Here is a 21,456-nt window from a genome sequence, read left to right as displayed (position 1 = left end):
GCTGGAACGCAGTAGCGTTCGGCTGAACCGCCGTCACCTCTCGTGTGACGCGGCCCAGGTTCGGCCACGCGGCCGGTTTTCGGGTAACCGTCCGCACAGGTGGGGGTGGACTATCTGTCCACCCCCACCATCCTTTTCACGTGGTTGTCACGCCCGGATGTCGGGCTCCGCAGGGAACCGGGTGATCTCGGTCCACAGGTCGACGGTGTCTTCGTCACTGAGCCCGCGGCCGGCATCCGAGCGACCGACAACGGTGACCGCGACGCTCTCGTGGGGCGATGTGCGAATGTAGACCCGATCCGACCGCGCCGATCGCAGAGCAGCGACGAGGCGCTCGCGGATGCTCGCCAGGCTCTCGGGATCGACCCCCTCCAGCCCGCCCTCGTCGAGAACCGTGACTGTCGCGCCCCGACGACGCGCCGCCTCAAGTTCGTGACGCACAGCGTCATCGAGCAGGCGGGCGCCGCGGAGTTCATCGCGCAGACTGCCCTCGGCGAGTCGCGCCTCGACGCGTTCGTCGGGGGTCAGCGCGCCACCCTGCGCGATCGTTCGCGCGAGCACCGGGCCCGCGACCGACAGTGCGCGCTGAATCTGAACGCGGCGCTCTCGCTGACGCACGGTGTGGGCCGCCTGCCACGCCGATGCCGCCCGCTGCAGCTCCACGAGCTTCGCGGTGTCTTTGGCCGCGCGGTCGGTGAGCATCACGAGGAGCTGGGCCAGCCCGACCCAGAGGATCGAGCCGACGAGCCCCTTCTCGAGCGCGTCGAGGATGCCGAGCCAGAACCATGAGATGGCGGCCAGCATGCCGATACCCACCCAGGCGAAGATCGGGCGACGCCTCACCATGACGATGACCATCAGCGCGCCGATGCCGCCGAGGTACCAGACGACGTAGGGTTCTTCGATGGCCTCGCGCGGCACAGCGAGCGAGAGCGCGTTGGGGACGACGACCGTGGTACCCAACGCCATCAGAGCGGCCGCGAGCGGCATCCGATCGGACGACGCGCGCGGCGCCAATCCTGGCGCGTCCGGGGTGACGTCGTCGTCTTCGGGGTCCCGGTTGCCCCACAGCAGTGCCACGCCGGTGGTCACGACGTAGAGGGCGACGGCGGCGACAAGCACCAGGGGCTCGGTGAACGGGCCGGTCCACCATAGGCCGCGCACGGCAAGGTAGGCCGTGAACGCGAACGCCAAGCCGATGAGCAGGCGACGGACACTGATCATGCGCGCGCCCCCTGCCACGTCAGGCGCACGAGCGTCCCGTTCGAGTCGGAGGTGATGTGGACCGTGCCTCCCACGGCCGCGACACGAGCAATGATCGACCCGCGGATTCCGAGGCGATCATCCGGCACCGTGTCGAGATCAAACCCGTCGCCGAGGTCCTGCACCTCGAGGTGCAGCCGCTGGGTGTCGGGCTCCTGGCGGGCCGAAACCGTGAGGCCGATGCCGCCGGCGTGCTCGATCGAGTTCGCGATCGCCTGCATAGCCGCGAGGATCAGCGCGTTAGCGGCGCGACCCGGAAGCTCGGGAGCATCGTGGCTATACGCGCGCTCCACGACGAGGTCGACGCCGAGCCCGCGCGCGCCGCGTTCCACCTCTTCGACGAGCGTTGCGAAGCGTCGTGGCGCATCGCTACCCAACCCCGCATCGGATTCCGCGTTCGCGAGGCGAGTCAACGCCTCCTGTGCCATCGCCACGGCAAGGCCCTGCTCCCGAGGCGTCTGTGCGCGCTCCGAAGCGATGAGGGCCGCCAGAACACTGTCGTGCATGAGGGCGGCGACAGCGACGCGCTCGTTCTCAGCCGCTTCGGTGACCGCCGCGGCGGTGTAGGTCTCCACTGCGGTGCGGCGAGACTCGTCGACATTGTCGGCGATCGAGCGGAACATCCACCCCAGCGTCACGAAGACGCCGCCCAGGATGATGGCGAACGAGACATCCAGCAGCGTCGGCCACCAGAAGTCGACGGCGAACCCAGCCTGCGCCAAGCGCGTGATGCCGAACAGCACGGGCACGAAGATGGTCCACGCCATCTGCCACACCAAGGGCAGGAACATGATGGATGAGGCAGTGACCACGCTGACGAGGAACCACGTCCACGGCGGGTCGGACGGCGGAATATCCTGTCCCGCCACGACGAAGGGCCAGGCGACGAGCGTCGCGACGAAGACGGCGCAGAAGGTTATGGCGGCCGGTGCAATGCTCCGACCCACGATATAGGTGACCAGCAGAGCGGCCAGCGACCCGAAGTTGGCGACCATGGAGGCGACATGCCAGGCTTCGGGTTCCTGCACCGAGCCCAGCGCCGCCACGAACGCTTGGGCGCCGAGGGCGACCGAGCCGACGGCCAAGACGATGCTGATCATCCGCTCGATCCGCCGCCGCGTGAACGAGCCGAGTCCCGCCGTCGGATCGTGGGCAAGGGGAATCTGCGCCCACGCGGCAGCCAGCGCTCGCTCTCGGGGGTGGGTCGGGGCGCTCATTTCTGACCCGATGCTCCGGCGGCGAACGCGTCGGCCGAGACGAGGCCGTCTTCGAGAGCTCGACGCATGAGGTCGAACTTCGTAGATGCCGACCTTCCGACCTCGACGTACTTGAGCCGCACGCGGCTGATGTTCTCTTTCGCTGTCGAGTACGCGATGCCGAGGCGCTCAGCGACAGCTTTCAAAGGCAATCCGGCGGCATAGAGGCGCAGCACATCTCGCTCCCTTGCCGACAGTTGCGCGTCGGCGAACTCGCGGTCACCTTCGATGGCGCTTGCCCACTCGACGTTGTTCAGCGGGTCGCCGTTGGCAACGGCATTGATAGCCGAGATCACATCATCGATCGGAGAGGCCTTGCTCACGACACCGATGGCCCCAGCCACGAGAGCTTCTCGCACTGCCGATGGCCGGTCTGCCACCGAGTGCACCAGAATGCTGGAGCCGTCGGCGACGAGCCGTCCGACGTTCTCTCGTACTGTCGTCCCGTCGCCCAGGGTGAGATCGAGCACGACCACATCGACCGGTGGAGCGCTCGTCGCGCGCCGCCAGCGGACGTACTCGGTGACAGTACTTCCCGAGAAGACGATCTCGGGACCCCCGTCTGTCACACACGCCGCCTCTACCCCCAAGCGCACGGACTCATGGTCATCGATCAGAGCCACCCGCGTCATGGGGTCACTCTACCGAGCAGCATCGCGTCTGAGCAGTGCGACAGCCTCCATGTGGTGCGAATGGGGAAACAGATCGATGCCGCGGACGCGGTCGGTTCGGTAGCCGTGGCCGGCGAAGCGGGCAAGGTCGCGGGCGAGGGCGACCGGATCGCACGCGACATACACGATGGACGCAGGACCCAGCGCGGCCAGATCGTCGACAACTGCAGCGCCCGCGCCGGTGCGGGGCGGATCGAGCACGACGGTGCCGCGCGCGAGTCGCTCCCGGTCGCGCTCGCTGATCGTCTGGCGCAGCGCGCGCGTCCAGCGGTCCACCCGCGCGGTCTCGGCTCGCGCTCCGACCCACTCTGCGAGGTTCTCTCCGGCGTGTTCCGTGGCCCGCTCGTTCCCCTCGACCGAGGTGATGCGCGCCGAGGGTCCGGCGAGATCACCCAAGAGCGCCCCGAACAGGCCGACACCGCCGTACAGGTCAAGGTGCCACCCGTCCGGGTCGACAGCGTCCGCAAGCTCTTCGGCGACGACAGTCGTAAGGGTGGATGCCGCGAGCCGGTGCACCTGCCAGAAGCCGTCGGCGTCGACACGGAACCGGCGGGTACCGACGTGTTCGACGATGACGTCGTTGCTGCGGCGGGCCGCGCGTCCCTTCCGAGCCGCGTCTGTGCTCGGGTGCACGAGAATCCGGACATGCCCATCAGCGGGCTGGACGAGGTCGACGCGCCCGGGTGCAGGACGCCCGAGAGCTGCGGCTGCCCGCTCGATTGCCGCGGTTGCCAGCGGCAGAGTCTCGGTCGGGATGACGCGGTGGCTCCGCGCCGCATAGGCACCTACGCGTCCATCGTCGTCCACGTGCAGCGAGACCCGGGTTCGCCATCGCGTGCCATCGGGCTGCTCGGCAACGACGTGGTTGCCGACGGATGCCGCGCGTGGCCCCTCGAACTCGACGGGGGGCTCCAGGCGGCCGGTGCGCTGCAGCGCCGTCGCGAGGATGTGGCGCTTGATCTCACGCTGGTGGGCGAGATCGATGTGACCGAACTCCGCGCCGCCGGGGCGATCCGCGGGGTCGCGGTCGATGTCTGCCTCGGGCCAGATATGGCGTTGGCGGTGGGGCGATGCGTCAGTCACCTCGACGGTCTCGGCCCGCCAGAACGACGGCTTCGAGACATCCGTCAGCCGAGCCCGCACCCGTTCGCCCGGAATCGCGTCGGCAGTGAACACCACCCGACCGTCGAGTCTGCCCACGAAGACCCCGCCGTGAGCGGCATCCGTGATCTCGAGGTCGACGATCTGTCCCACGTCGCCGGTCATGCATCGAGCATCTCATGGCCCGCTACCGTGGAACGATGCGCGTCCTGCTGGCATCCACCTCCCCCGCCCGGCGCGCGTTGCTGCGCCAGGCCGGTATCGAGCCGCTGACCATGGCCCCGGAGGTTGACGAGGACGCCGTGATCCACGCCGTGGAGGCCGCCGAAGGGCGCACACTGCCGCCCGACGAGCATGTCCTGCTGCTCGCGCGTCGCAAGGCCCTGGATGTCGTTGCGCGGCTTGCGCTCGAGGACGCCGACTTCGACGGGCTCGTCATCGGCGGCGACTCGATGTTTGAGCTCGACGGGCTCGTGCTCGGCAAACCGCACGAGCCTGCCATTGCGACCGAACGCTGGCACGCGATGCGGGGCCGCACCGGCATCCTCCACTCCGGGCACAGCGTATATCGGGTCATCCCGGGTCGAACACCCGTCGAAGCCCATGCGGTGGCTCACGCCTCGGTGACGTTCGTCGAGGACGTGACGGATGCCGAGATCGAGGCCTATGTCGCTACCGGCGAACCGCTGGCCGTGGCCGGCGCGTTCACGGTCGACAGCCTCGGCGGTCCGTTCATCTCCCGCGTCGAGGGCGACCCCTCGACGGTGGTCGGGATGTCACTGTCGACGCTGCGAAAACTGGCTCGAGAGCTCGGAGTCGCGTGGACCGAGCTGTGGAATCGCTCGGAAGAATCAGCGGAGCATCCGTAGACCTCGCTGCACGTTCATCGGCCTTTCTTGTCGAAACAATCCAATTTCGCGCCTGGGGGCCTCGGTAGGCTGACATCCATGCCTCACATCGCCAAGGTCCTCGTTGCGAACCGCGGCGAGATTGCCGTACGCATCATCCGCGCAGCACGGGACGCCGGCAAGGGGTCGGTGGCGGTGTACGCCGACCAGGATCGCGATGCTCTGCACGTCCGCCTCGCTGACGAGGCCTACGCGCTCGATGGCTCGACGAGCGCCGAGACGTACCTCTCGATCGACAAGATCCTGTCGGTCGCGCGGCGTTCGGGAGCCGACGCGGTCCACCCCGGGTACGGATTCCTGGCAGAGAATGCCGACTTCGCTCGCGCGGTGATCGCTGCGGGACTCACCTGGATCGGCCCGTCACCGGAAGCCATCGAGGCTCTGGGCGACAAGGTCACCGCACGCCACGTCGCCGAAAAGGTCGGAGCGCCCCTCGCCCCGGGCACGCCAGGCCCCGTCTCCGGCGCCGACGAGGTTCTCGCGTTCGTTGATACCCATGGGCTGCCGATCGCGATCAAGGCCGCGTACGGCGGTGGCGGGCGCGGCCTGAAGGTCGCCCGCTCTCGCGACGAGGTTGCCGAGCTGTTCGAATCCGCGACGCGGGAGGCGATCGCAGCATTCGGGCGCGGCGAGTGCTTCGTCGAGAAGTACCTCGACCGGCCCCGGCACGTTGAGACCCAGTGCCTCGCGGATGCCGAGGGCACTGTCGTCGTGATCTCGACCCGCGACTGCTCGCTGCAGCGGCGTCATCAGAAGCTCGTGGAGGAAGCACCCGCACCGTTCCTCTCCGATGAGCAGCACCGCATCCTCGTCGAGTCGTCGAAGGCGATCCTGCGCGAGGTGGGTTACCTCGGCGCCGGCACCTGCGAGTTCCTCATCGGAGCTGACGGCACGATCTCGTTCCTGGAGGTCAACACGCGTCTGCAGGTCGAGCATCCGGTCTCGGAGGAGGTCACGGGCATCGATCTCGTCCGCGAGCAGTTCCGCCTCGCCGAAGGCGAAGCGCTCGGCTACGACGACCCTGCAGCGGTCGGCCACTCCATTGAGTTCCGCATCAACGGCGAGGATCCGGGCCGGAACTTCCTGCCCCAGCCCGGCGACATCCACGTTTTCAAGACCTTCGGTGGTCCCGGCATCCGCCTCGACTCGGGCGTGACCGCCGGTGATTCAGTGAGCGGCGCCTTCGACTCGCTGCTCGCGAAGATCATTGTCACCGGTCGTGATCGCGCCGAGGCGCTGGATCGCGCTCGGCGCGCGCTCGACGAGTTCGAGGTGGCGGGGATGCCGACAGTCCTGCCCTTCCACCGCAAGGTGGTACGCGACCCCGCCTTCACTGCCGAGGACGGTCAGTTCGGCGTCTACACGAGCTGGATCGAAACCGCGTTCGATAACGACATCCCGGCGTGGGATGGCGAAATCGGCGCGCCCCGTGCGGAAGAGTCCCGGCACACCGTGGTCGTCGAGGTCGCCGGGAAGCGCCTGGAGGTGAGCTTGCCCGACCGCGTCGTGACAGCCCCTGCCGGCCGCGGGCGCCCCGCCGCCGTGCCGCCGTCGCGGCGCTCACACACCGCAAGCGCCGTGTCGGGCGCCTCTGGCGACGCCGTCATGGCGCCGATGCAGGCGACGGTTGTGAAGATTGCCGTCGAGGACGGTCAGCAGGTCGTCAAGGGCGACCTCGTTCTCGTCCTCGAGGCGATGAAGATGGAGCAGCCGATCCAAGCGCACAAGGACGGCGTCATCGGCGCGATCAACGCCACGCCCGGCACGACGGTGTCAGCCGGGCATCCGTTGCTCACGATCTCCTGAGCTGAGTCGAAAGTTCGGTCGCGCCTACATGCGGGTTCGGTCTGTGCCGACCCGCACCAGGGCGCGACCGAACGGAACACGACGACGTTCAGTCGCGCCTACATGCGGGGTCGGCGCACCGACACCCGCACGAGGGCGCGACCGAAGAGGTGACGCACAACGCTCAGTCGCGGCTATCTGCGAGTCCGAGCACCGCACACCCGCACGACGGCGCGACCGAAGGGCTGAGGCCCGACCGAAGAGGTGAGGCGCGAGCGAACGGAAGAGCAGGCCTACTCTTCGGGCTCGTCGCGGTCGACGATGTGCATCGCCCGGGCGGCGTCAGTGATCGTGCCGGCCAGCGACGGGTAGACAGCGAAGACGCGCGAGACCTGATCGACAGTGAGGCGGCGCTCGACGGCGATCGCGATCGGGTAGATGAGTTCGGAGGCACGGGGTCCGACGATGACGCCACCGACGACCGTGCCGCTGCCCTCGCGGGCGATGAGCTTCACGAAACCGTCGGAGATTCCCATCATCTTGGCCCGCGGGTTGGACGAGAGCGGCAGCTTATGGACGACACCGCCGATGCGGCCGGCGTCAATGTCTGCCACGCCCCATCCGACTGTTGCGATCTCGGGCGCCGTGAAGATGTTGGCGGTGATGCGGCGCTTTTCGAGCGGGATGACGACGTCCCCGAACGCATGGAAGACGGCGGTGCGCCCCTGCATCGCCGCGACCGACGCCAGGGGGAAGAAGTTCGTGCAGTCGCCGGCAGCATAGATGTTCGGGACTGACGTCCGTGCCACCCGGTTGACGCGAATGTGACCGCTCTGTGTCAGCTGCACCCCAGCCTGCTCCAGGCCTATGCCCGCGGTGTTCGGAATCGATCCGACCGCCATCAGGCAGTGGCTCCCCTCGACGCGGGTGCCGTCCGAGAGCGTCACGACAACGCCGTCCCCCTCCCGCACCACGGACTTCGCGCGGGACTTCGGCAGGAGTGTCATCCCGCCGCGCAGGAAGACGCTCTCGATCACGGCAGCGGCATCCTTGTCTTCGCCGGGGAGCACCTGGTCGCGACTGGAGATGAGCGTGACCTTGGAACCCAGGTTCATGTACGCCGATGCGAACTCCGCACCGGTAACGCCCGAGCCGACCACGATGAGGTGCTCCGGCAGCGTCTTCATGTCGTAGAGCTGCGTCCAGGTCAGGATGCGTTCCCCGTCGGGCTTGGCACTGGGAAGCTCACGCGGCGAGGCGCCCACGGAGATCACAAGCGTGTCGGCCTCGATGCGGTCGAAGTCCGTGCCGCCGGGACCCGTGGAGACGACCACGGCGTTGTCATCCTCGACGCGGCCGTGTCCCTCGAGGATCGTGACGCCTGCCTGCAGCAGGGAAGCTCGCATGTCCTCGGACTGCTGGCGCGCCAGGGCGAGGAGCCGCTTGTTGACCTGTGCGAGGTTGATCGCGATCTCAGGCTTGAGCGGGCGACCGTCGCCACCCTTGGCGAACAGCTGAACACCGAGCTCCCCCGCGTCGGCGATCGCGACAGCGGCGTCAGCCGTCGCGATGAGCGTCTTGGACGGTACGACGTCGGTGATGACCGCCGAGCCGCCGACACCGGCCCGCTCGACGAGGGTGACGTCCGCCCCCAGCTGCGCTGCCGCGAGCGCCGCCTCGTAGCCGCCGGGACCACCGCCGATGATCGCGACGGATTGGGTGCGCTCGAAGCTCGAAGACATGCGTCCATTGTTTCAGCAAGCCCCCGTTGTTCCCGCCAGTCACGGGTTCCTAGAGTGGGAGCATGTCAGACACGCTGAGCAACCCGCTCGATGATCCTCACGCCGACCCCTTCGAGGTCGCGCGAACCGCAGCAGCCGATATCGCTCGCCTCACCGGCGTCGAGCACCACGACATCGCACTGACTCTAGGGAGCGGCTGGGGCAAGGCAGCCGACCTCATCGGCGAGACCGTCGCGACGATTCCGGCGACGGATGTCACGGGCTTCAGCAAGCCCGCCTTGGAAGGCCACGTGGGTTCGCTACGCAGCATCCGTACTCCCAAGGGCAAGCACGTGCTCGTGATCGGCGCACGCACCCACTACTACGAAGGCCACGGGCCGCGCCGCGTCGTGCACAGCGTGCGTACGGCTGCCGCGACCGGCGCCAAGACGATGGTGCTCACCAACGGCGCCGGCGGCATCAAGCCGTCCTGGAAGCCGGGACAGCCGGTTCTCATCAGTGACCACATCAACCTGACCGGCGCATCGCCGCTGGAAGGCGCGACCTTCATCGACCTCACCGACCTCTACTCCGTGCGACTGCGTGACGTTGCCCGAATGGTGGATCCGACACTCGACGAAGGCGTGTACTGCCAGTTCCGCGGGCCCCAGTACGAGACTCCGGCCGAGGTGCGGATGGCAAAGACCATCGGCGGACACATTGTCGGGATGTCGACAGCGCTCGAGGCTATCGCCGCTCGTCAAGCAGGGATGGAGATCCTCGGGTTCTCGCTCATCACGAACATGGCTGCCGGCATCCAGACGACCCCGCTGAGCCACCAGGAAGTCATCGAGGCCGGCAAAGCGGCAGAACCGGTGATCTCGGCGTTGCTGGCGCGCGTCATCGGCGAGCTGTGATGAGTGTGGTCGACGCCGCTCGGGTCTGGCTCGAGCAGGATCCCGATCCGGACACCCGAGCCGAGCTTGCCTCGCTCCTCGAGGCGGCTGATGCCGGCGACGCTGCTGCGCTCGGCGAGCTGGAGGATCGCTTCGGCACCCGCCTCGCCTTCGGAACCGCGGGGCTTCGCGGTGCTCTGGGCGCCGGTTCCAACCGGATGAACCGGGTCCTCGTGACACAGGCCGCGGCAGGGCTTGCCGCATACCTGCGCGAGCGAGCAGGAACCGACGCCACGCCGCGCGTGGTGATCGGATACGACGGACGCCGAAACTCCGATGTCTTTGCTCGCGACTCCGCGGAGATCTTCGCGGGCGCAGGCTTCGAGGCGGTGCTGCTGCCACGGCTGCTGCCGACCCCCGTGCTCGCGTTCGCCGTGCGCCACCTGGATGCCGCAGCCGGCGTCATGGTGACGGCATCCCACAACCCGCCCGATGACAACGGCTACAAGGTGTATCTCGGCGGCGTCGACGCGGGTTCGCAGATCGTATCCCCCGCGGATGCCGAGATCGCGACGCACATCGAGGCGGTGGCTGCCGGCGACATCCGTGATCTGCCGCGCAGTTCGGCGTACGAGATCGCACCGGAGTCGGTGGTGGACGCCTACGTCGGGGCGACCGCCGCGGTCGCGCCGGCGGGTCCCGGCGCGACCGGGATGCGGTGGGTCTACACCGCCATGCACGGCGTCGGGTGGGAGACGCTCGCCCGCATCCTCGACGCTGCCGGGTATCCGGCGCCGACGCCGGTGACCGCCCAGATCGAGCCCGACGGGCGGTTCCCGACCGTGTCGTTCCCAAACCCCGAAGAGCCCGGGGCGATGGACCTTGCCTTCGAGACGGCTCGGCAGGTCGGGGCGGAGTTCATCCTCGCCAACGACCCAGATGCTGATCGACTCGCCGTTGCGGTGCCCGACCCGGCCGCGCCGGAGGAGTGGCGGCGCCTGACCGGGAACCAGATCGGGCTGCTCCTCGGGTGGCGCGCGGCGCGGGCGGCGGATGCGGCATCCGGTGCAACCCTCGCCTGCTCCCTGGTGTCTTCACCAGGCCTCGCTGCCGTCGCCGAGCACTACGGGCTGGGCTTTGCGGCAACCCTCACCGGGTTCAAGTGGATCTCCCGTGCCCCGGGAATGATCTACGGGTTCGAGGAGGCTCTCGGCTACCTCGTGAACCCCGAGACCGTACGCGACAAGGACGGGATTTCGGCGGCGGTCGCGATGCTGGGGATGATCGCCGAAGCGCGAGCATCCGGTCGCACGGTCGGTAACCTGTTGGCCGAGTTCGACGAGACATTCGGCGCGTTCGCCAGCGACCAGATCTCGCTGCGGGTGAGCGATCTGTCGCTGATCGGCCGGATGATGTCGGCGCTGCGGGCAGCTCCCCCGGCGGCGATCGGCGGCGTGACGGTGGCGCGGATCGACGACCTGCTGCACGGGGTCGACGGCCTTCCGCCCGGCGACGTGCTCCGCCTGTGGCTTGAGGACGGGTCTCGCATCATCATCCGGCCCAGCGGCACCGAGCCCAAGCTCAAGGTGTATCTCGATGTTCGCGCAGAGACGGCCGACGCGGCATCCACCCGCCTGACCGATCTGGCCGCCGGCGCGCGCGACTTGCTCGCCGCCGTCAGCTGACGGGGCCGCAGCCAACTCCTCGAATCCGGGTCTGGGGCGCAGCCGCGGCGCCGCGAACGCGCGGTTTGCCGGCGATGTTGAGGAGTTGGCTGCGGGTCACAGCTGGCGCTGGCGGGCGTGGACGACCTCGAGAAGGTCGACGAACAGCGGATGCTGGGGTGTCAGGCCCGTGATCCGAGTCACGGTGGCGGCGGCATCCGTATCGCGAAGCAGCTGCTGCAGCTCCTGGGACTGCGGGTCGTCCGGGTCGTCGAACTCTAAGGCAGCACCGACAGCCGCGAGCAGTCCCGACACCGACATCCCCCGCTCCGCGGCCTCAGCGGCAGGGCCGATGAATCGCTCGTGCCGCGACAGCTTGCGCAGCGGCTGGCGCCCGACCCGGCCGACGGTGTCGGGCAGCGCAGGGTTCTGGAATCGCCGCAGGATCGTCGCCCGATAGTCGGCGAGCTCTTCGACGGGCAGTTCGTGCTTGGCCGTCAGAAGCGCCGAGGTCTCTTCGAGCGCCGCGATCACCTGACCTGCGATCGAGGGATCGGCGAGAGTCTGCGCGATCGTCACGTGCCCGGCGCGAGCGCCGAGGTACGCGGCTGCGGCGTGCCCGGTGTTGACGGTGAAGAGCTTGCGCTCGATGTAGGGCGCGAGGTCGTCGACGAAGTGGGCGCCGGGAATCTGCGGCGGGTCGTCGCCGAACGGCGGCCGCTCGATGGCCCATTCGAAGAAGGGCTCGACGGTGACATCCACCCCGGCACCCTCAGGCTGTGCCGGCACGATTCGGTCGACGGCGGTGTTCGCGAAGACGGCCCGGGCCTGGAGGTCAGTCCAGCTCTCCCCCGCGGCTGCGGCGACCTCATCCCGCAGCAGGTCGGTTGCGTTGATGGCATTCTCACACGCCATCACGTGGAGCGCCGCCTGCGCGGCCTCCCGCGCGGCGAGCCCTGCGGCGATGTGCGGGGCGACGAATCGAAGGACAGTCGGACCCACAGCGGTCGTTACCACGTCGGCCGTCGCGATCTCAGCCACGAGAGCATCGGGGTCGGTGGCGGAGTTGATCGCCCGAAACCCCGTCACCGTCTTGTCGACACCACCCTCGCCGACCTCGTGGACGGTATACGACGATGCCGCGTTGATCGCATCGACCAGGGGCGCCGCGACATCCGAGAACACAAGCTCGTAGCCGCCCTCGTGGAGCAGCAGCCCCACGAAGCCGCGTCCGATGTTGCCCGCGCCGAAGTGGACGGCCTTCATGACTGCCTCCTCCTCAGACGCCGGCGGCGGAGACGATGGCGAACAGGTCGTCGCTTGTCGCGGCAGCCTTTAGTCTTGCGACGTCATCCTCGTCGGAGAACAGGATCGCGATCTGCGACAGGATCTCGAGGTGCTCATCGCCGACACCGGCGATACCGACGACGAAGGTCACGGTTTCGCCGTCCCAGTCGACGCCGCCGTCGTACCTGACGACGGACAGGGCCGACGCGAGGATGGCGTCCTTGGCGTCGTTCGTGCCGTGCGGGATCGCAAGCTCATTGCCCATGTAGGTCGAGACGGTCTGCTCGCGGGCAAGCATCGCGTCGTAATACGCCGAGGTCACTGCTCCGGCAGCGACCAGAAGATCTGCCGCCTCCCGGATCGCTTCGTCCCGCGTTGCCGAGCCCGCATGAATCCGCACGCGGTCGCTCGTGAGAACCTCACTGGTCATAATGAAACCTTCCTCCCCGGGAAAATTGCCGTCTCGTCGCATACGGGTGACGAGACGAAGGACGAGGGTGCGGGGCGGCCTGCGCCGCCCCGCACCGACTCATCGGTTATGCACCATCCTGGTGCTGGTCGCGGACCAGCTCCACAACCTCGTCGTACTTCGGCGAGTTCATGAAGTTGTCGACCGACACATGTACGGCATCCGGAGTCTTCTGCCGGGCCCGGTCGGTGAGCTGGTTCTGCGTGATCACCAGGTCGGCGGAAGCATCCAGATTCGCGATCGCCTTGTTGGTGACCGTGACATCGGTGATCCCCGCCTTCGTGATCTTGTTGCGCAGCACGCTCGCGCCCATTGCAGATGACCCCATGCCCGCGTCGCACGCGAACACGATGTTCGAGATCTGCTTGGTTTCGAGACGTCCTCCGCTGGCGAGACCCCCCGTTGCCCGAGCGGTCTCTGCCTCGTCGTACGCCTCGTCGGCGTCGCCTGCGGCGCGGGCGTCAGCACCAGCGCTGGCGCGAAGACCAGCGAGCGCAGCCGACTCCTTGCCCTTGTTGGCCTCGGTCTGTGCGATGGCGGCGCTGAGGTCGCCGCCGAGCCCCGCTTCGAGGTCGCGCTTACGGCTTGCGCGCAGCATGATCCCTGCGAGCAGGAACGTCACTGTGGCAGCAAGAATCACCGAGAGATAGACCACCAGAAGGTTTCCGACTCCCGGACCGATTGCGGCAAAGGTGACGGCGATGATGCTTCCCGGAGCGGCTGGGAATGCCAACCCTCCCTGCAGAAGCATGTTGGTCGCGACTCCAGTCGCGCCACCCGCGATGAGCGCGAGGATCGTGATCGGCTTCGACAGCGCGTACGGGAAGTAGATCTCGTGAATGCCGCCGAAGAACTGGATGATGATCGCGCCGGGAGCCGAAGCCTTGGCCGCGCCGACACCGAAGAAGGTAAACGCCAGGAGGAGTCCGAGACCGGGTCCGGGGTTTGCCTCGATGAGGAACAGAATCGACTTGCCGGTCTCGGCTGCCTGCTCGATCCCCAGCGGCGTGAAGACACCGTGGTTGATGGCATTGTTCAGGAACAGCACCTTCGCCGGTTCGACGATGATCGACACGAGCGGCAGCAGGTTCACCGAGACGAGCCAACCGACCGCGCCACCAAGGACTGCGCTGACGCCGAGCATGACGGGGCCGAACACGAAGAACCCGACGATCGCGAGGATCATTCCGAGGATGCCGGCGGAGAAGTTGTTGACCAGCATCTCGAAGCCGGGCTTGATCTTGCCGTCCCAGATCCGGTCCATCCACTTAGTCATGAGAGCAGCGAACGGGCCCATGATCATGGCACCGAGGAACATCGGGATGTTGGTGCCGACGATTACACCCATGGTCGCGATCGTCGCGACCACACCACCGCGCTCGCCGTAGACCATGCGACCACCAGTGTTGGCGATCAGAAGCGGCAGCAGGTAGACAATCATCGGGCCGACGAGGCCGACATACGAGAAGAAGTTCCCGCCGTCACCTTCGGCCAGCTGCACCATTGCGCCCTGCCAACCGATGAGAGCCTCATCGCCGCCGGAGCCGATGATGTCTGAGACGGGGTACCAGTGCCAGCCGAAGGGGCTGTCGGGGCCGAAGAAGCCCGACGGGATGAAGAGCATCGTAATGAAGCCCCAGGCGATGAATGCCGCGATGTTCGGCATGATCATGCCCGAGAGGAAAGTGCCGAATCGCTGGACGGCGACGCGTGCCCGCCCAGGATCCTTCGCCGTTCCAGGCGACGTCGTTGTCATTGCGTTCTCTCTTTCTGTGAGTCGGAGGCTGCGTGTGCAGCCTCCCGTGCGGTTGCCGCGTCAGTTGCGGCCAGCGCGGCCTCAGCGATGCGCCGGGCATCGTCGAGGGAGTAGGTGAGCAGGGTCGCGCGCACGTCGGCGAGCGCGGTGGGTGCCATCGAGAGCGAGGTGGCTCCGAGCCCGACGAGCACGACAGCCAGCAGCGGGTCGGCTGCCGCTTCGCCGCAGATGCCGACGGGCTTGCCCGTCCGCGCGCCGGCTGCGCCGACCTCGCGGATGAGGCGAAGGACCGCGGGATGCCACGGATCCTGGAATCCCGCGACCGAACCGAGCAGGCGGTCGGCGGCCAGGGTGTACTGCGTCAGGTCGTTCGTCCCGATGGAGGCGAAGTCCGCGTGCGCGAAGATGTGCTCGGCAAGGAGAGCCGAGGAGGGCACCTCGACCATGACCCCGGCGGTGCGGATGCCGTACTCCCGCGCGAGCGCGGTGAAATAGTCGGCCTCGTCCACTGTGGACACCATGGGAGCCATGACCCACAGGTCGGCCCCGGAGCCGGCCTTCTTGGTCTGCGCGTCTGCCTCGGCGAGCGCAGTGAGCTGTTCGCGCAGGATGTCCTCGCTGGCACGCAGCGCCCGAAGGCCACGGAGGCCCAGCGCCGGGTTCTCTTCGTGCGCGTCGTTGAGGAAAGGCAGCGGCTTGTCGGCGCCGGCATCCAGCACCCGCACGACAACCTTCTTGCCGGCGAACGCGGCGAGGAGTTCCGCGTACGAGGCGCGCTGCTGCTCGACAGTGGGCGCCGAACTCGCGGAGAGGAACAGGAACTCGGTGCGGAACAGGCCCACGCCTTCGGCCCCGAGTGCCACGGCTTCGGCAGCTCCGGCGGGGTTGCCGAGGTTCGCCAACAGCGGCACCGCTGTCCCGTCGGCGAGAGCGCCGTCGGTGATCGGGGCACCCGCGGCGGCTGCTCGTGCGTTCGCCCGGTTCTCGGCCCGGGTGAGCTCATCGTCGGAAGGCTCGGTCGTCACGGCGCCTGCGGCGGCATCCACGATCACGGTCTCGTCGTCGGCCAGCTCTGCAGCGCCTGCAACGCCCACGACCGCGACGATGCCCTTCTCACGCGCGAGAATCGCGGTGTGCGAGGTCGGGCCACCCTCCGTGGTGACCAGCGCCAAGACCTGATCGAGGTCGAGCAGGGCGGTGTCGGCCGGCGCGAGGTCTTTGGCGACAAGAACGAACGGATGCCCCGGGTCGGGCACTCCCGGTGCGGCAACACCCTGCAGCCGGGCGATCACGCGCTGGGCGACATCGTCGAGGTCAGCGGCGCGCTCACCGAGGTAGCCGCCGACCGCCTCCAGCTGAGCACGGAACGACGCAAACGCCTCGTGCACGGCACGCTCGGCGGTCTTGCCCTGCGCGAGCGACGCATCTACCTCGTTGGTGAGCGTCGGGTCTTCGGCCATCATGGCCTGCGCCTCGAGCACCTCCTGAGCTGCTCCCCCGGCCTGCTCGCCACGCTTCTCGAGCTCGCGCGCGACGGCGGCCAGGGCCTCCTGCACCCGCGCGCGCTCCTCGTCGGCCCCGATGGCGCTCGGGTTGTCATCAGGTGCCGGCAGGGGTGCCGCCATCCGCGCGACCGGCCCGTGGGCGACGCCCAGGCCGATGCCGACTCCTCGCAATTGCGCCATGATCAGGCGGCGTCGTGGTCGGTGGTGAGCAGTTCGCTCAGGGTGTCCAGCGCCGCCTCCGCGCCCTCGCCATCCGCGGTGAGGGTCACATAGTCACCGTGTTCGACACCGAGCGAGATCACGCCGAGGATGCTCGCCGCGTTCACCGGAGCCCCGGCATCCTTGGCGATCGTGATCGGGATGCCGGCGTCCTTCGCGGCCTGGGCGAACAGCTTCGCGGGCCTGGCGTGCAGGCCGTGCGACGAGCCGATGCGGACCGTGCGGGTGATCTCAGACATGGTTCCCTCCCTGGAACTGGCTATTCGGTGACGGATGCGGCGCGAGCCGCGGTGGCAAGCTGAAGAATCCGCGAACCGTCGCGATCCTCGAAAGCATCGGGCGGAAGGAGCACCGCGATCGACTCGTGTGCGCTGGCCACCGTGCGGATCCGCTGAAACTCGGACTCGAGATGAGGACCAACAAGCACGATGTCGACGGGCTCGGTGATACCCGCGAGAGTGTCCTCGGTACCCGCAGCGACCTCGACGTGAACGCCACTGGCCGCGGCTGCGCTTCGCAACCGCTGTGCGACGAATGTGCTGGACGCTCCTGCGCCGCAGATCACCAGGATCCTCATCGACCCGCCTCCTTCGAAATCGATTCTTGTGAGAACGCTGAGAGGCGACAACCAGTCCTTTTTCCGCGGGGGCGGAAGAGCGTTTCCGCCGGCGTAGCCCTGCGCGCGCGCTCGGCGTGGTTGACTGACACGGTCGAGGACGCGCCCGGTGCGACCTCGCGCGAGGAGTTCGGTGACACGACCACGACAGGATCGGATGTTGAGCCTGCTCGTCCGCGAGGGCGAGTGGGTCACCGCCGCGACCCTCGCTGACGCCCTGGGGGTCACGCCGCGCAGCATCCGTTCGTATGTCACCGCTGTCAACGCGCGCGTGCCCTCCGGCGCCGCTATCGAGTCGGGTCCGTCGGGGTATCGTGCCGGGATCGACGCCGCAGCAGCGCTCCGGGCGTCGGCGGCAGCTGACGCCGGCACACCACGGGACCGGCTTCACACGCTCGTCCGAGCGCTGCTGAACGACCCCGAGGGTATCGACGTGTTCGAGACCGCCGACGCGCTCCACGTCAGTCCTGCAACGCTCGAAGCGGACCTCGGTCGGGTCCGTAGCCTCCTGGGAGGCACCGGCATCACCCTTGAGCGCTCGGCCTCGACAGCTCGCCTGCGCGGCGCCGAGGTCGCGCAGCGCCGCCTGCTGAGCTCCCTCGCTCACGACGAGATGGAAGCGGGCGCGTTCGACTTCGACGCGCTGCGCCGCTCCCTGGGCGGATCTTCCATGGGCGCCAACGTCTTCGGGCCGTTCAAGCCCGCACTGGTTGCTCGGATGGGCGAGCTCGGCTACTACGTCAACGAGTTCGGCATCGCGGATGTGCTGATGCACATCGCCATCACAGCCGACCGGGCATCCCAGGGCCGCTCACTAGAGGGGACCACCGGCTCACCGATCTCCGAGGATCGTCGTGCGGTCGCCGAGGTTCTCGACGCCCTGGTGCGCGAGCACATCGGGGTCGATCTGGGGCACGGAGACCTCGACCATCTGGCGATCCTCGTCCTGACGCGGGTCGTCGCTCCGGGCGCTGCAGCACCGAGCGAGCGAGCGCGGGAAAACCTGGATCCTCAGCTCGAACAGGTAGTTCGCGAGATCGTCCAGGACGCGGCATCCGAGTTTCTCGTCGACATCGCGCACGAAGACTTCGTCGTGCGCCTCTCCCTTCACGTGCAGAACCTCCGGCAGCGTGCCGCGGCTCAGGCCTGGTCGCGAAACCCCCTCACCCGGTCGCTGAAGACGAGCTACCCGATGGTGTTCGAGGTCGCTGTCTTCATCGCGGGGCAACTCCACGAACGGCTCGGCATCCCGCTACTCGATGATGAAATCGCCTACATCGCCATGCACGTGGGCGGACGGCTCGAGCGCAGCCGCCGCAGCGAGCAGCTGCTCACCGCGACAATTGTCTGCCCTGGGTACTACGAACTGCATGAGCTGCTTCGGTCGAGCGTCGATCGCTCTCTCGGCCGCGCGATCGAGGTCGTCGGTGTCGACACGCGCGCGGATCCCGACTGGGAGGCGATCCACACCGACCTGGTGCTTTCGACGATCGAACCGCCCACACCGTCGGACCGAATCGTCAGGGTGCAGCCGTTCCTCACCGAGAGCGACGTCGATCGCGTTCAAGCGACTGCGAGCCGCATCCGCCGCGGGCGACGCCTGGCGCGACTGCGCGCAGACCTCGCACGGTACTTCGTCGCGGGCGCGTTCAGTCGTGAGCTGGCGGCAGCCGGCAGCGAGGAAGAAGCCATCAGGCTGCTCGGCGCACCCCTCGTCGCAGAAGGCGTCATCGACCAGGACTACATCGAGCGCGCGATCCACCGTGAACAGCTCTCGTCGACAGCGTTCACCGATGCCCTTGCCGTTCCCCACGCCATCGGGATGACGGCAACTCGCACGGCGATCTCTGTCGGGGTCTCGGAGAGCTCGATCGCCTGGGGCGATTCCCGCGTCCAGGTGGTCGCACTGGTGGCGTTTTCGGAATCAGACCGCGCCGCATTCCAGACCGTCTTCGAGCAGTTTGTCGAAGTGTTCTCCGAGCGCGAGAGCGTGCAGCGCATCGTGCGCCGAGCGACCGACCTCGCGGGGTTCCTCGACGAGTTGGCGGCAGTCATCGACGGCTGATTCCGCCGCGGCTTACTAGGCTCAGAGGGTGGATGCCGACCCTGCCCCGCCCCGCGACGCCGACGCTCCCGCGCAGCGCGCATCATCGGCTGGATCGCGGCAAGTCTCGGCATCCTGCTGATCGTCGCCGTCATCGGGATCGTCATCTACTCGCAGGTAGGCGTCATGGCGGCAGAGCCCGAGCCGCTCGCCGCGGTGAAGGCCGATCCGGCGATCGCGAGCACCGATGATTCGGCAGCCATCGTGCTCGCGCCCGTCGAGGGTGAGACCGGCGATGGACTGGTGTTCATCCCCGGCGCGAAGGTCGACCCGTCGGCGTATGCCGCGAAGCTTTCGGGCATCGTCGAGTCGGGCACGACAGTAGTGATCACAAAGCCGTGGTTGAATCTGGCGTTTTTCGATCTGAGGCCGCTGGACGCGTTCACGAGCCTTGCCCCGGATGTCGACACCTGGGCCGTCGGCGGTCACTCACTCGGCGGGGTTCCCGCGTGCCAGCTCACCGAGAGTGCCCAGGCCCTGATCCTGTTCGCGTCCTACTGCGCGAACGACCTCAGCACGTCGGGGCTTCCGGTGCTCAGCCTCGCCGGAGAACTCGACGGCCTGTCCACGCCCGAGAAGATCGCGGATGCCCGCCCGCTGCTCCCGGCGGGTGCCGACATGGTCGAGATCGCGGGCGCCGCGCACTCATCGTTCGGCGACTACGGCCCCCAGCCGGGCGACGGCACACCGACCATCTCGGATGCCGACATGACCGAGACCCTCACCTCCGAGGTCGACCGTATCTTGCAGACGCAGGTCGCGGGCGGCTGACGCCCCCTCGGACCGGGAGCCACTTCGTCGACGGCTCCTGCGGCGATTGTGGCTAACTCCTCACATCCGGCGCGCCTGCGGCACATCATGTCCGCTCGCGCCCTGACCTGACGGCGATCTTGAGGAGTTAGCAACGGCCGACCGTCGAGCGGCGCATCCACCACCGACCGCCACGGCCGCAGCGAACTCCTCCTATTCGCCGCGCCGTGGGCCGGTTCGACCGCGCAGCACCGGCCGCGGCCGTCAGTTTTGAGGAGTTAGCAACACTCGGCGGACAGGCGCCGCGGCGAGAACCGATCCTCCCCACCTCGCCTCTCAGCTCCGGTCTCCCCAGCCATCACATCCGTCGGCCACCCTCCCCCGCACAACGGTTGACTGCCGTCATGCCGAACGCTGCGAGCGCGACATCCCCAGCCCTCCGCCATCGGATACTCGAGACCTCGGACCTCCGCGCGCACGGCCTGTCGGAACGGCGCATCAGGTTGTTGGTCGATTCCGGGCAGCTGCTTCGCGTGCGGCGCGGCAAGTACCTCGCCGTCGATGTACCACCGTGCCTCTCCGAAGCGGCACGCCTCGGAGGCCGGCTGGACTGCGTCTCTCTGCTCCGCGAGGCAGGCGTCTTCGTCGCATCCGACCCGCCGCTCCACGTCCAGCTCGACAATGGCGCGAGCCGGCTGCCCGCGCGCCCGCACCACGTCGTCGCACACTGGCGCGCCACTGGAGCTCATCGCTGTTCCCCCATCGCGCCCTGGGTTGAGGCCCTCGCGCAGGCCTGCCGGTGCCAGGACCCGCGGTCCGCGATCGCGACGCTCGACAGCGCATGGCATCGGGGACTTGTCGACGAAGCAGAACTGCGGGAGGTATTTACTCGTCTTCCGCTGCGTTACCGAGCACTCCACGGGCTCCTCGATCGACGGGCGGAGTCCGGCACCGAAACGCTCATGCGGCTCATCCTCCGCACGCTCGGATGCGACATCCGTGTGCAGCAGAGCGTTCCCGGGGTGGGGCGGGTCGACTTCATCGTCGATGGTTGGCTGATCATCGAATGCGACAGTGAAGCGCACCACTCGGGCTGGGACGCTGCTAAGCGCGACCGGCGCCGCGATATGACGGCCGCGGCTCTCGGATACACGACGATCCGACCGATCGCGGAAGACATCCTGCATCACCGAGATGAGCTGACGACGACGCTTCGCGCGATCATCGAGCGCGGTGATCCGGTTCGTGCTCGTCGTCGCTAACTCAGCAAAGCTGACCGGATTCTGCGGGCTCGCGAGATCCGCGGATGCCTGAATGGCTGGTTTTGAGGAGTTAGCTGCGCCGATGGCCATCGCCGCCCGTCCGCATCCAGCGCCGGCAGGACCGGCGGCGCCCCCGCCAACGCTCACGCTGTCGCTAACTCCGCAGAACCGCGCGGAATGCCGCCACCCGGCCCCTTACCGACCGTCGATGCGGCCAAACCTG

18 protein-coding genes are annotated in these 21,456 nt (G+C 68.0%); 7 read left to right on the top strand and 11 right to left on the bottom strand.

Going from position 1 to position 21,456, the window contains the following annotated elements; translation table 11 throughout:
* Nucleotides 1–147 precede the first annotated feature (147 nt).
* Genes B4F19_RS04315 through B4F19_RS04300 form a run of 4 tightly spaced genes read right to left on the bottom strand, consistent with a single transcriptional unit; the run spans nt 148 to nt 4,456 of the window.
* Nucleotides 148–1,224, bottom strand: a complete 1,077-nt coding sequence (locus B4F19_RS04315) for a hypothetical protein (RefSeq protein ID WP_292732968.1) — start codon at nt 1,222–1,224, stop codon at nt 148–150.
* Entirely contained in the window at nt 1,221–2,480 is a 1,260-nt protein-coding gene (locus B4F19_RS04310; RefSeq protein ID WP_228177540.1) for a sensor histidine kinase, read from the bottom strand. Before B4F19_RS04310 ends, B4F19_RS04315 begins: the two co-directional genes overlap by 4 nt.
* Nucleotides 2,477–3,151: a response regulator transcription factor gene (locus B4F19_RS04305; RefSeq protein WP_292732966.1), complete on the bottom strand. Its 675-nt coding sequence runs from the start codon at nt 3,149–3,151 to the stop codon at nt 2,477–2,479. The genes B4F19_RS04310 and B4F19_RS04305 overlap by 4 nt, the downstream gene beginning before the upstream one ends.
* 9 nt (nt 3,152–3,160) lie before the next feature.
* Nucleotides 3,161–4,456 (bottom strand): class I SAM-dependent RNA methyltransferase, encoded by a 1,296-nt coding sequence (locus B4F19_RS04300; RefSeq protein ID WP_292732964.1) that lies wholly within the window; start codon nt 4,454–4,456, stop codon nt 3,161–3,163.
* 35 nt (nt 4,457–4,491) lie between these two features.
* Here B4F19_RS04300 and B4F19_RS04295 point away from each other — a divergent pair, with 35 nt between their 5' ends.
* Both B4F19_RS04295 and B4F19_RS04290 read left to right on the top strand, forming a co-directional pair.
* Nucleotides 4,492–5,160 (top strand): Maf family protein, encoded by a 669-nt coding sequence (locus B4F19_RS04295; RefSeq protein WP_228177818.1) that lies wholly within the window; start codon nt 4,492–4,494, stop codon nt 5,158–5,160.
* 78 nt (nt 5,161–5,238) lie between these two features.
* A complete protein-coding gene (locus B4F19_RS04290) occupies nt 5,239–7,005 on the top strand; it encodes an acetyl/propionyl/methylcrotonyl-CoA carboxylase subunit alpha (protein WP_228177537.1) in 1,767 nt (588 codons plus the stop codon).
* A gap of 272 nt (nt 7,006–7,277) precedes the next feature.
* Here the strand turns inward: B4F19_RS04290 and B4F19_RS04285 are convergent, their stop codons facing one another.
* Nucleotides 7,278–8,726: an NAD(P)H-quinone dehydrogenase gene (locus B4F19_RS04285; protein WP_292732962.1), complete on the bottom strand. Its 1,449-nt coding sequence runs from the start codon at nt 8,724–8,726 to the stop codon at nt 7,278–7,280.
* Between the two features lie 62 nt (nt 8,727–8,788).
* Between B4F19_RS04285 and B4F19_RS04280 the strand changes: the two genes are divergently transcribed.
* The gene (locus tag B4F19_RS04280) at nt 8,789–9,622 is read left to right on the top strand and encodes a purine-nucleoside phosphorylase (RefSeq protein ID WP_228177535.1); all 834 of its coding nucleotides are present in this window, start codon (nt 8,789–8,791) and stop codon (nt 9,620–9,622) included.
* The gene (locus tag B4F19_RS04275) at nt 9,622–11,286 is read left to right on the top strand and encodes a phospho-sugar mutase (RefSeq protein WP_292732960.1); all 1,665 of its coding nucleotides are present in this window, start codon (nt 9,622–9,624) and stop codon (nt 11,284–11,286) included. Before B4F19_RS04280 ends, B4F19_RS04275 begins: the two co-directional genes overlap by 1 nt.
* Before the next feature lie 96 nt (nt 11,287–11,382).
* On the opposite strand, the gene B4F19_RS04270 is transcribed toward B4F19_RS04275, so the two are convergent.
* The 6 genes from B4F19_RS04270 to B4F19_RS04245 form a co-directional block, all read right to left on the bottom strand.
* Complete coding sequence (locus B4F19_RS04270) at nt 11,383–12,531, bottom strand: mannitol-1-phosphate 5-dehydrogenase (protein ID WP_292732958.1); 1,149 nt, start codon at nt 12,529–12,531, stop codon at nt 11,383–11,385.
* Nucleotides 12,532–12,544: 13 nt separating this feature from the next.
* Nucleotides 12,545–12,982: a PTS sugar transporter subunit IIA gene (locus tag B4F19_RS04265; protein WP_228177532.1), complete on the bottom strand. Its 438-nt coding sequence runs from the start codon at nt 12,980–12,982 to the stop codon at nt 12,545–12,547.
* Between the two features lie 106 nt (nt 12,983–13,088).
* Complete coding sequence (locus B4F19_RS04260) at nt 13,089–14,777, bottom strand: PTS mannitol transporter subunit IICB (RefSeq protein WP_228177531.1); 1,689 nt, start codon at nt 14,775–14,777, stop codon at nt 13,089–13,091.
* The gene (ptsP, locus tag B4F19_RS04255; protein WP_292732956.1) at nt 14,774–16,462 is read right to left on the bottom strand and encodes a phosphoenolpyruvate--protein phosphotransferase; all 1,689 of its coding nucleotides are present in this window, start codon (nt 16,460–16,462) and stop codon (nt 14,774–14,776) included. The genes B4F19_RS04260 and ptsP overlap by 4 nt, the downstream gene beginning before the upstream one ends.
* A gap of 2 nt (nt 16,463–16,464) precedes the next feature.
* Nucleotides 16,465–16,740, bottom strand: coding sequence for an HPr family phosphocarrier protein (locus B4F19_RS04250; RefSeq protein ID WP_228177529.1), 276 nt, complete (start codon nt 16,738–16,740; stop codon nt 16,465–16,467).
* Nucleotides 16,741–16,760: 20 nt separating this feature from the next.
* The gene (locus tag B4F19_RS04245; protein ID WP_228177528.1) at nt 16,761–17,078 is read right to left on the bottom strand and encodes a PTS sugar transporter subunit IIB; all 318 of its coding nucleotides are present in this window, start codon (nt 17,076–17,078) and stop codon (nt 16,761–16,763) included.
* Between the two features lie 196 nt (nt 17,079–17,274).
* On the opposite strand from B4F19_RS04245, the gene B4F19_RS04240 reads away from it, so the two are divergent.
* The 3 genes from B4F19_RS04240 (at nt 17,275) to B4F19_RS04230 (ending at nt 21,233) form a co-directional block, all read left to right on the top strand.
* Nucleotides 17,275–19,182 (top strand): BglG family transcription antiterminator, encoded by a 1,908-nt coding sequence (locus B4F19_RS04240; RefSeq protein ID WP_228177817.1) that lies wholly within the window; start codon nt 17,275–17,277, stop codon nt 19,180–19,182.
* Between the two features lie 165 nt (nt 19,183–19,347).
* A complete protein-coding gene (locus B4F19_RS04235) occupies nt 19,348–19,992 on the top strand; it encodes an alpha/beta hydrolase (protein WP_292732954.1) in 645 nt (214 codons plus the stop codon).
* Nucleotides 19,993–20,375: 383 nt separating this feature from the next.
* Nucleotides 20,376–21,233: a type IV toxin-antitoxin system AbiEi family antitoxin domain-containing protein gene (locus B4F19_RS04230; RefSeq protein ID WP_228177526.1), complete on the top strand. Its 858-nt coding sequence runs from the start codon at nt 20,376–20,378 to the stop codon at nt 21,231–21,233.
* The last annotated feature ends 223 nt before the right edge of the window (nt 21,234–21,456 follow it).

It is taken from the genome of Microbacterium sp. UBA1097, assembly GCF_002313585.1.
Taxonomy (GTDB): Bacteria; Actinomycetota; Actinomycetes; order Actinomycetales; family Microbacteriaceae; genus Microbacterium.
This window is presented reverse-complemented; position numbering and strand designations above follow the sequence as displayed.

Bases quoted from the DNA above. Each gene is read 5' to 3' on its own strand.
- B4F19_RS04245 (WP_228177528.1), bottom strand. From the start codon at position 17,078: ATGAGGATCCTGGTGATCTGCGGCGCAGGAGCGTCCAGCACATTCGTC.
- B4F19_RS04250 (WP_228177529.1), bottom strand. From the start codon at position 16,740: ATGTCTGAGATCACCCGCACGGTCCGCATCGGCTCGTCGCACGGCCTG.
- B4F19_RS04270 (WP_292732958.1), bottom strand. From the start codon at position 12,531: ATGAAGGCCGTCCACTTCGGCGCGGGCAACATCGGACGCGGCTTCGTG.
- ptsP (WP_292732956.1), bottom strand. From the start codon at position 16,462: ATGGCGCAATTGCGAGGAGTCGGCATCGGCCTGGGCGTCGCCCACGGG.
- B4F19_RS04280 (WP_228177535.1), top strand. From the start codon at position 8,789: ATGTCAGACACGCTGAGCAACCCGCTCGATGATCCTCACGCCGACCCC.
- B4F19_RS04300 (WP_292732964.1), bottom strand. From the start codon at position 4,456: ATGACCGGCGACGTGGGACAGATCGTCGACCTCGAGATCACGGATGCC.
- B4F19_RS04310 (WP_228177540.1), bottom strand. From the start codon at position 2,480: ATGAGCGCCCCGACCCACCCCCGAGAGCGAGCGCTGGCTGCCGCGTGG.
- B4F19_RS04295 (WP_228177818.1), top strand. From the start codon at position 4,492: ATGCGCGTCCTGCTGGCATCCACCTCCCCCGCCCGGCGCGCGTTGCTG.
- B4F19_RS04305 (WP_292732966.1), bottom strand. From the start codon at position 3,151: ATGACGCGGGTGGCTCTGATCGATGACCATGAGTCCGTGCGCTTGGGG.
- B4F19_RS04240 (WP_228177817.1), top strand. From the start codon at position 17,275: ATGTTGAGCCTGCTCGTCCGCGAGGGCGAGTGGGTCACCGCCGCGACC.
- B4F19_RS04275 (WP_292732960.1), top strand. From the start codon at position 9,622: ATGAGTGTGGTCGACGCCGCTCGGGTCTGGCTCGAGCAGGATCCCGAT.
- B4F19_RS04315 (WP_292732968.1), bottom strand. From the start codon at position 1,224: ATGATCAGTGTCCGTCGCCTGCTCATCGGCTTGGCGTTCGCGTTCACG.
- B4F19_RS04230 (WP_228177526.1), top strand. From the start codon at position 20,376: ATGCCGAACGCTGCGAGCGCGACATCCCCAGCCCTCCGCCATCGGATA.
- B4F19_RS04290 (WP_228177537.1), top strand. From the start codon at position 5,239: ATGCCTCACATCGCCAAGGTCCTCGTTGCGAACCGCGGCGAGATTGCC.
- B4F19_RS04260 (WP_228177531.1), bottom strand. From the start codon at position 14,777: ATGACAACGACGTCGCCTGGAACGGCGAAGGATCCTGGGCGGGCACGC.
- B4F19_RS04265 (WP_228177532.1), bottom strand. From the start codon at position 12,982: ATGACCAGTGAGGTTCTCACGAGCGACCGCGTGCGGATTCATGCGGGC.
- B4F19_RS04235 (WP_292732954.1), top strand. From the start codon at position 19,348: ATGGCGGCAGAGCCCGAGCCGCTCGCCGCGGTGAAGGCCGATCCGGCG.
- B4F19_RS04285 (WP_292732962.1), bottom strand. From the start codon at position 8,726: ATGTCTTCGAGCTTCGAGCGCACCCAATCCGTCGCGATCATCGGCGGT.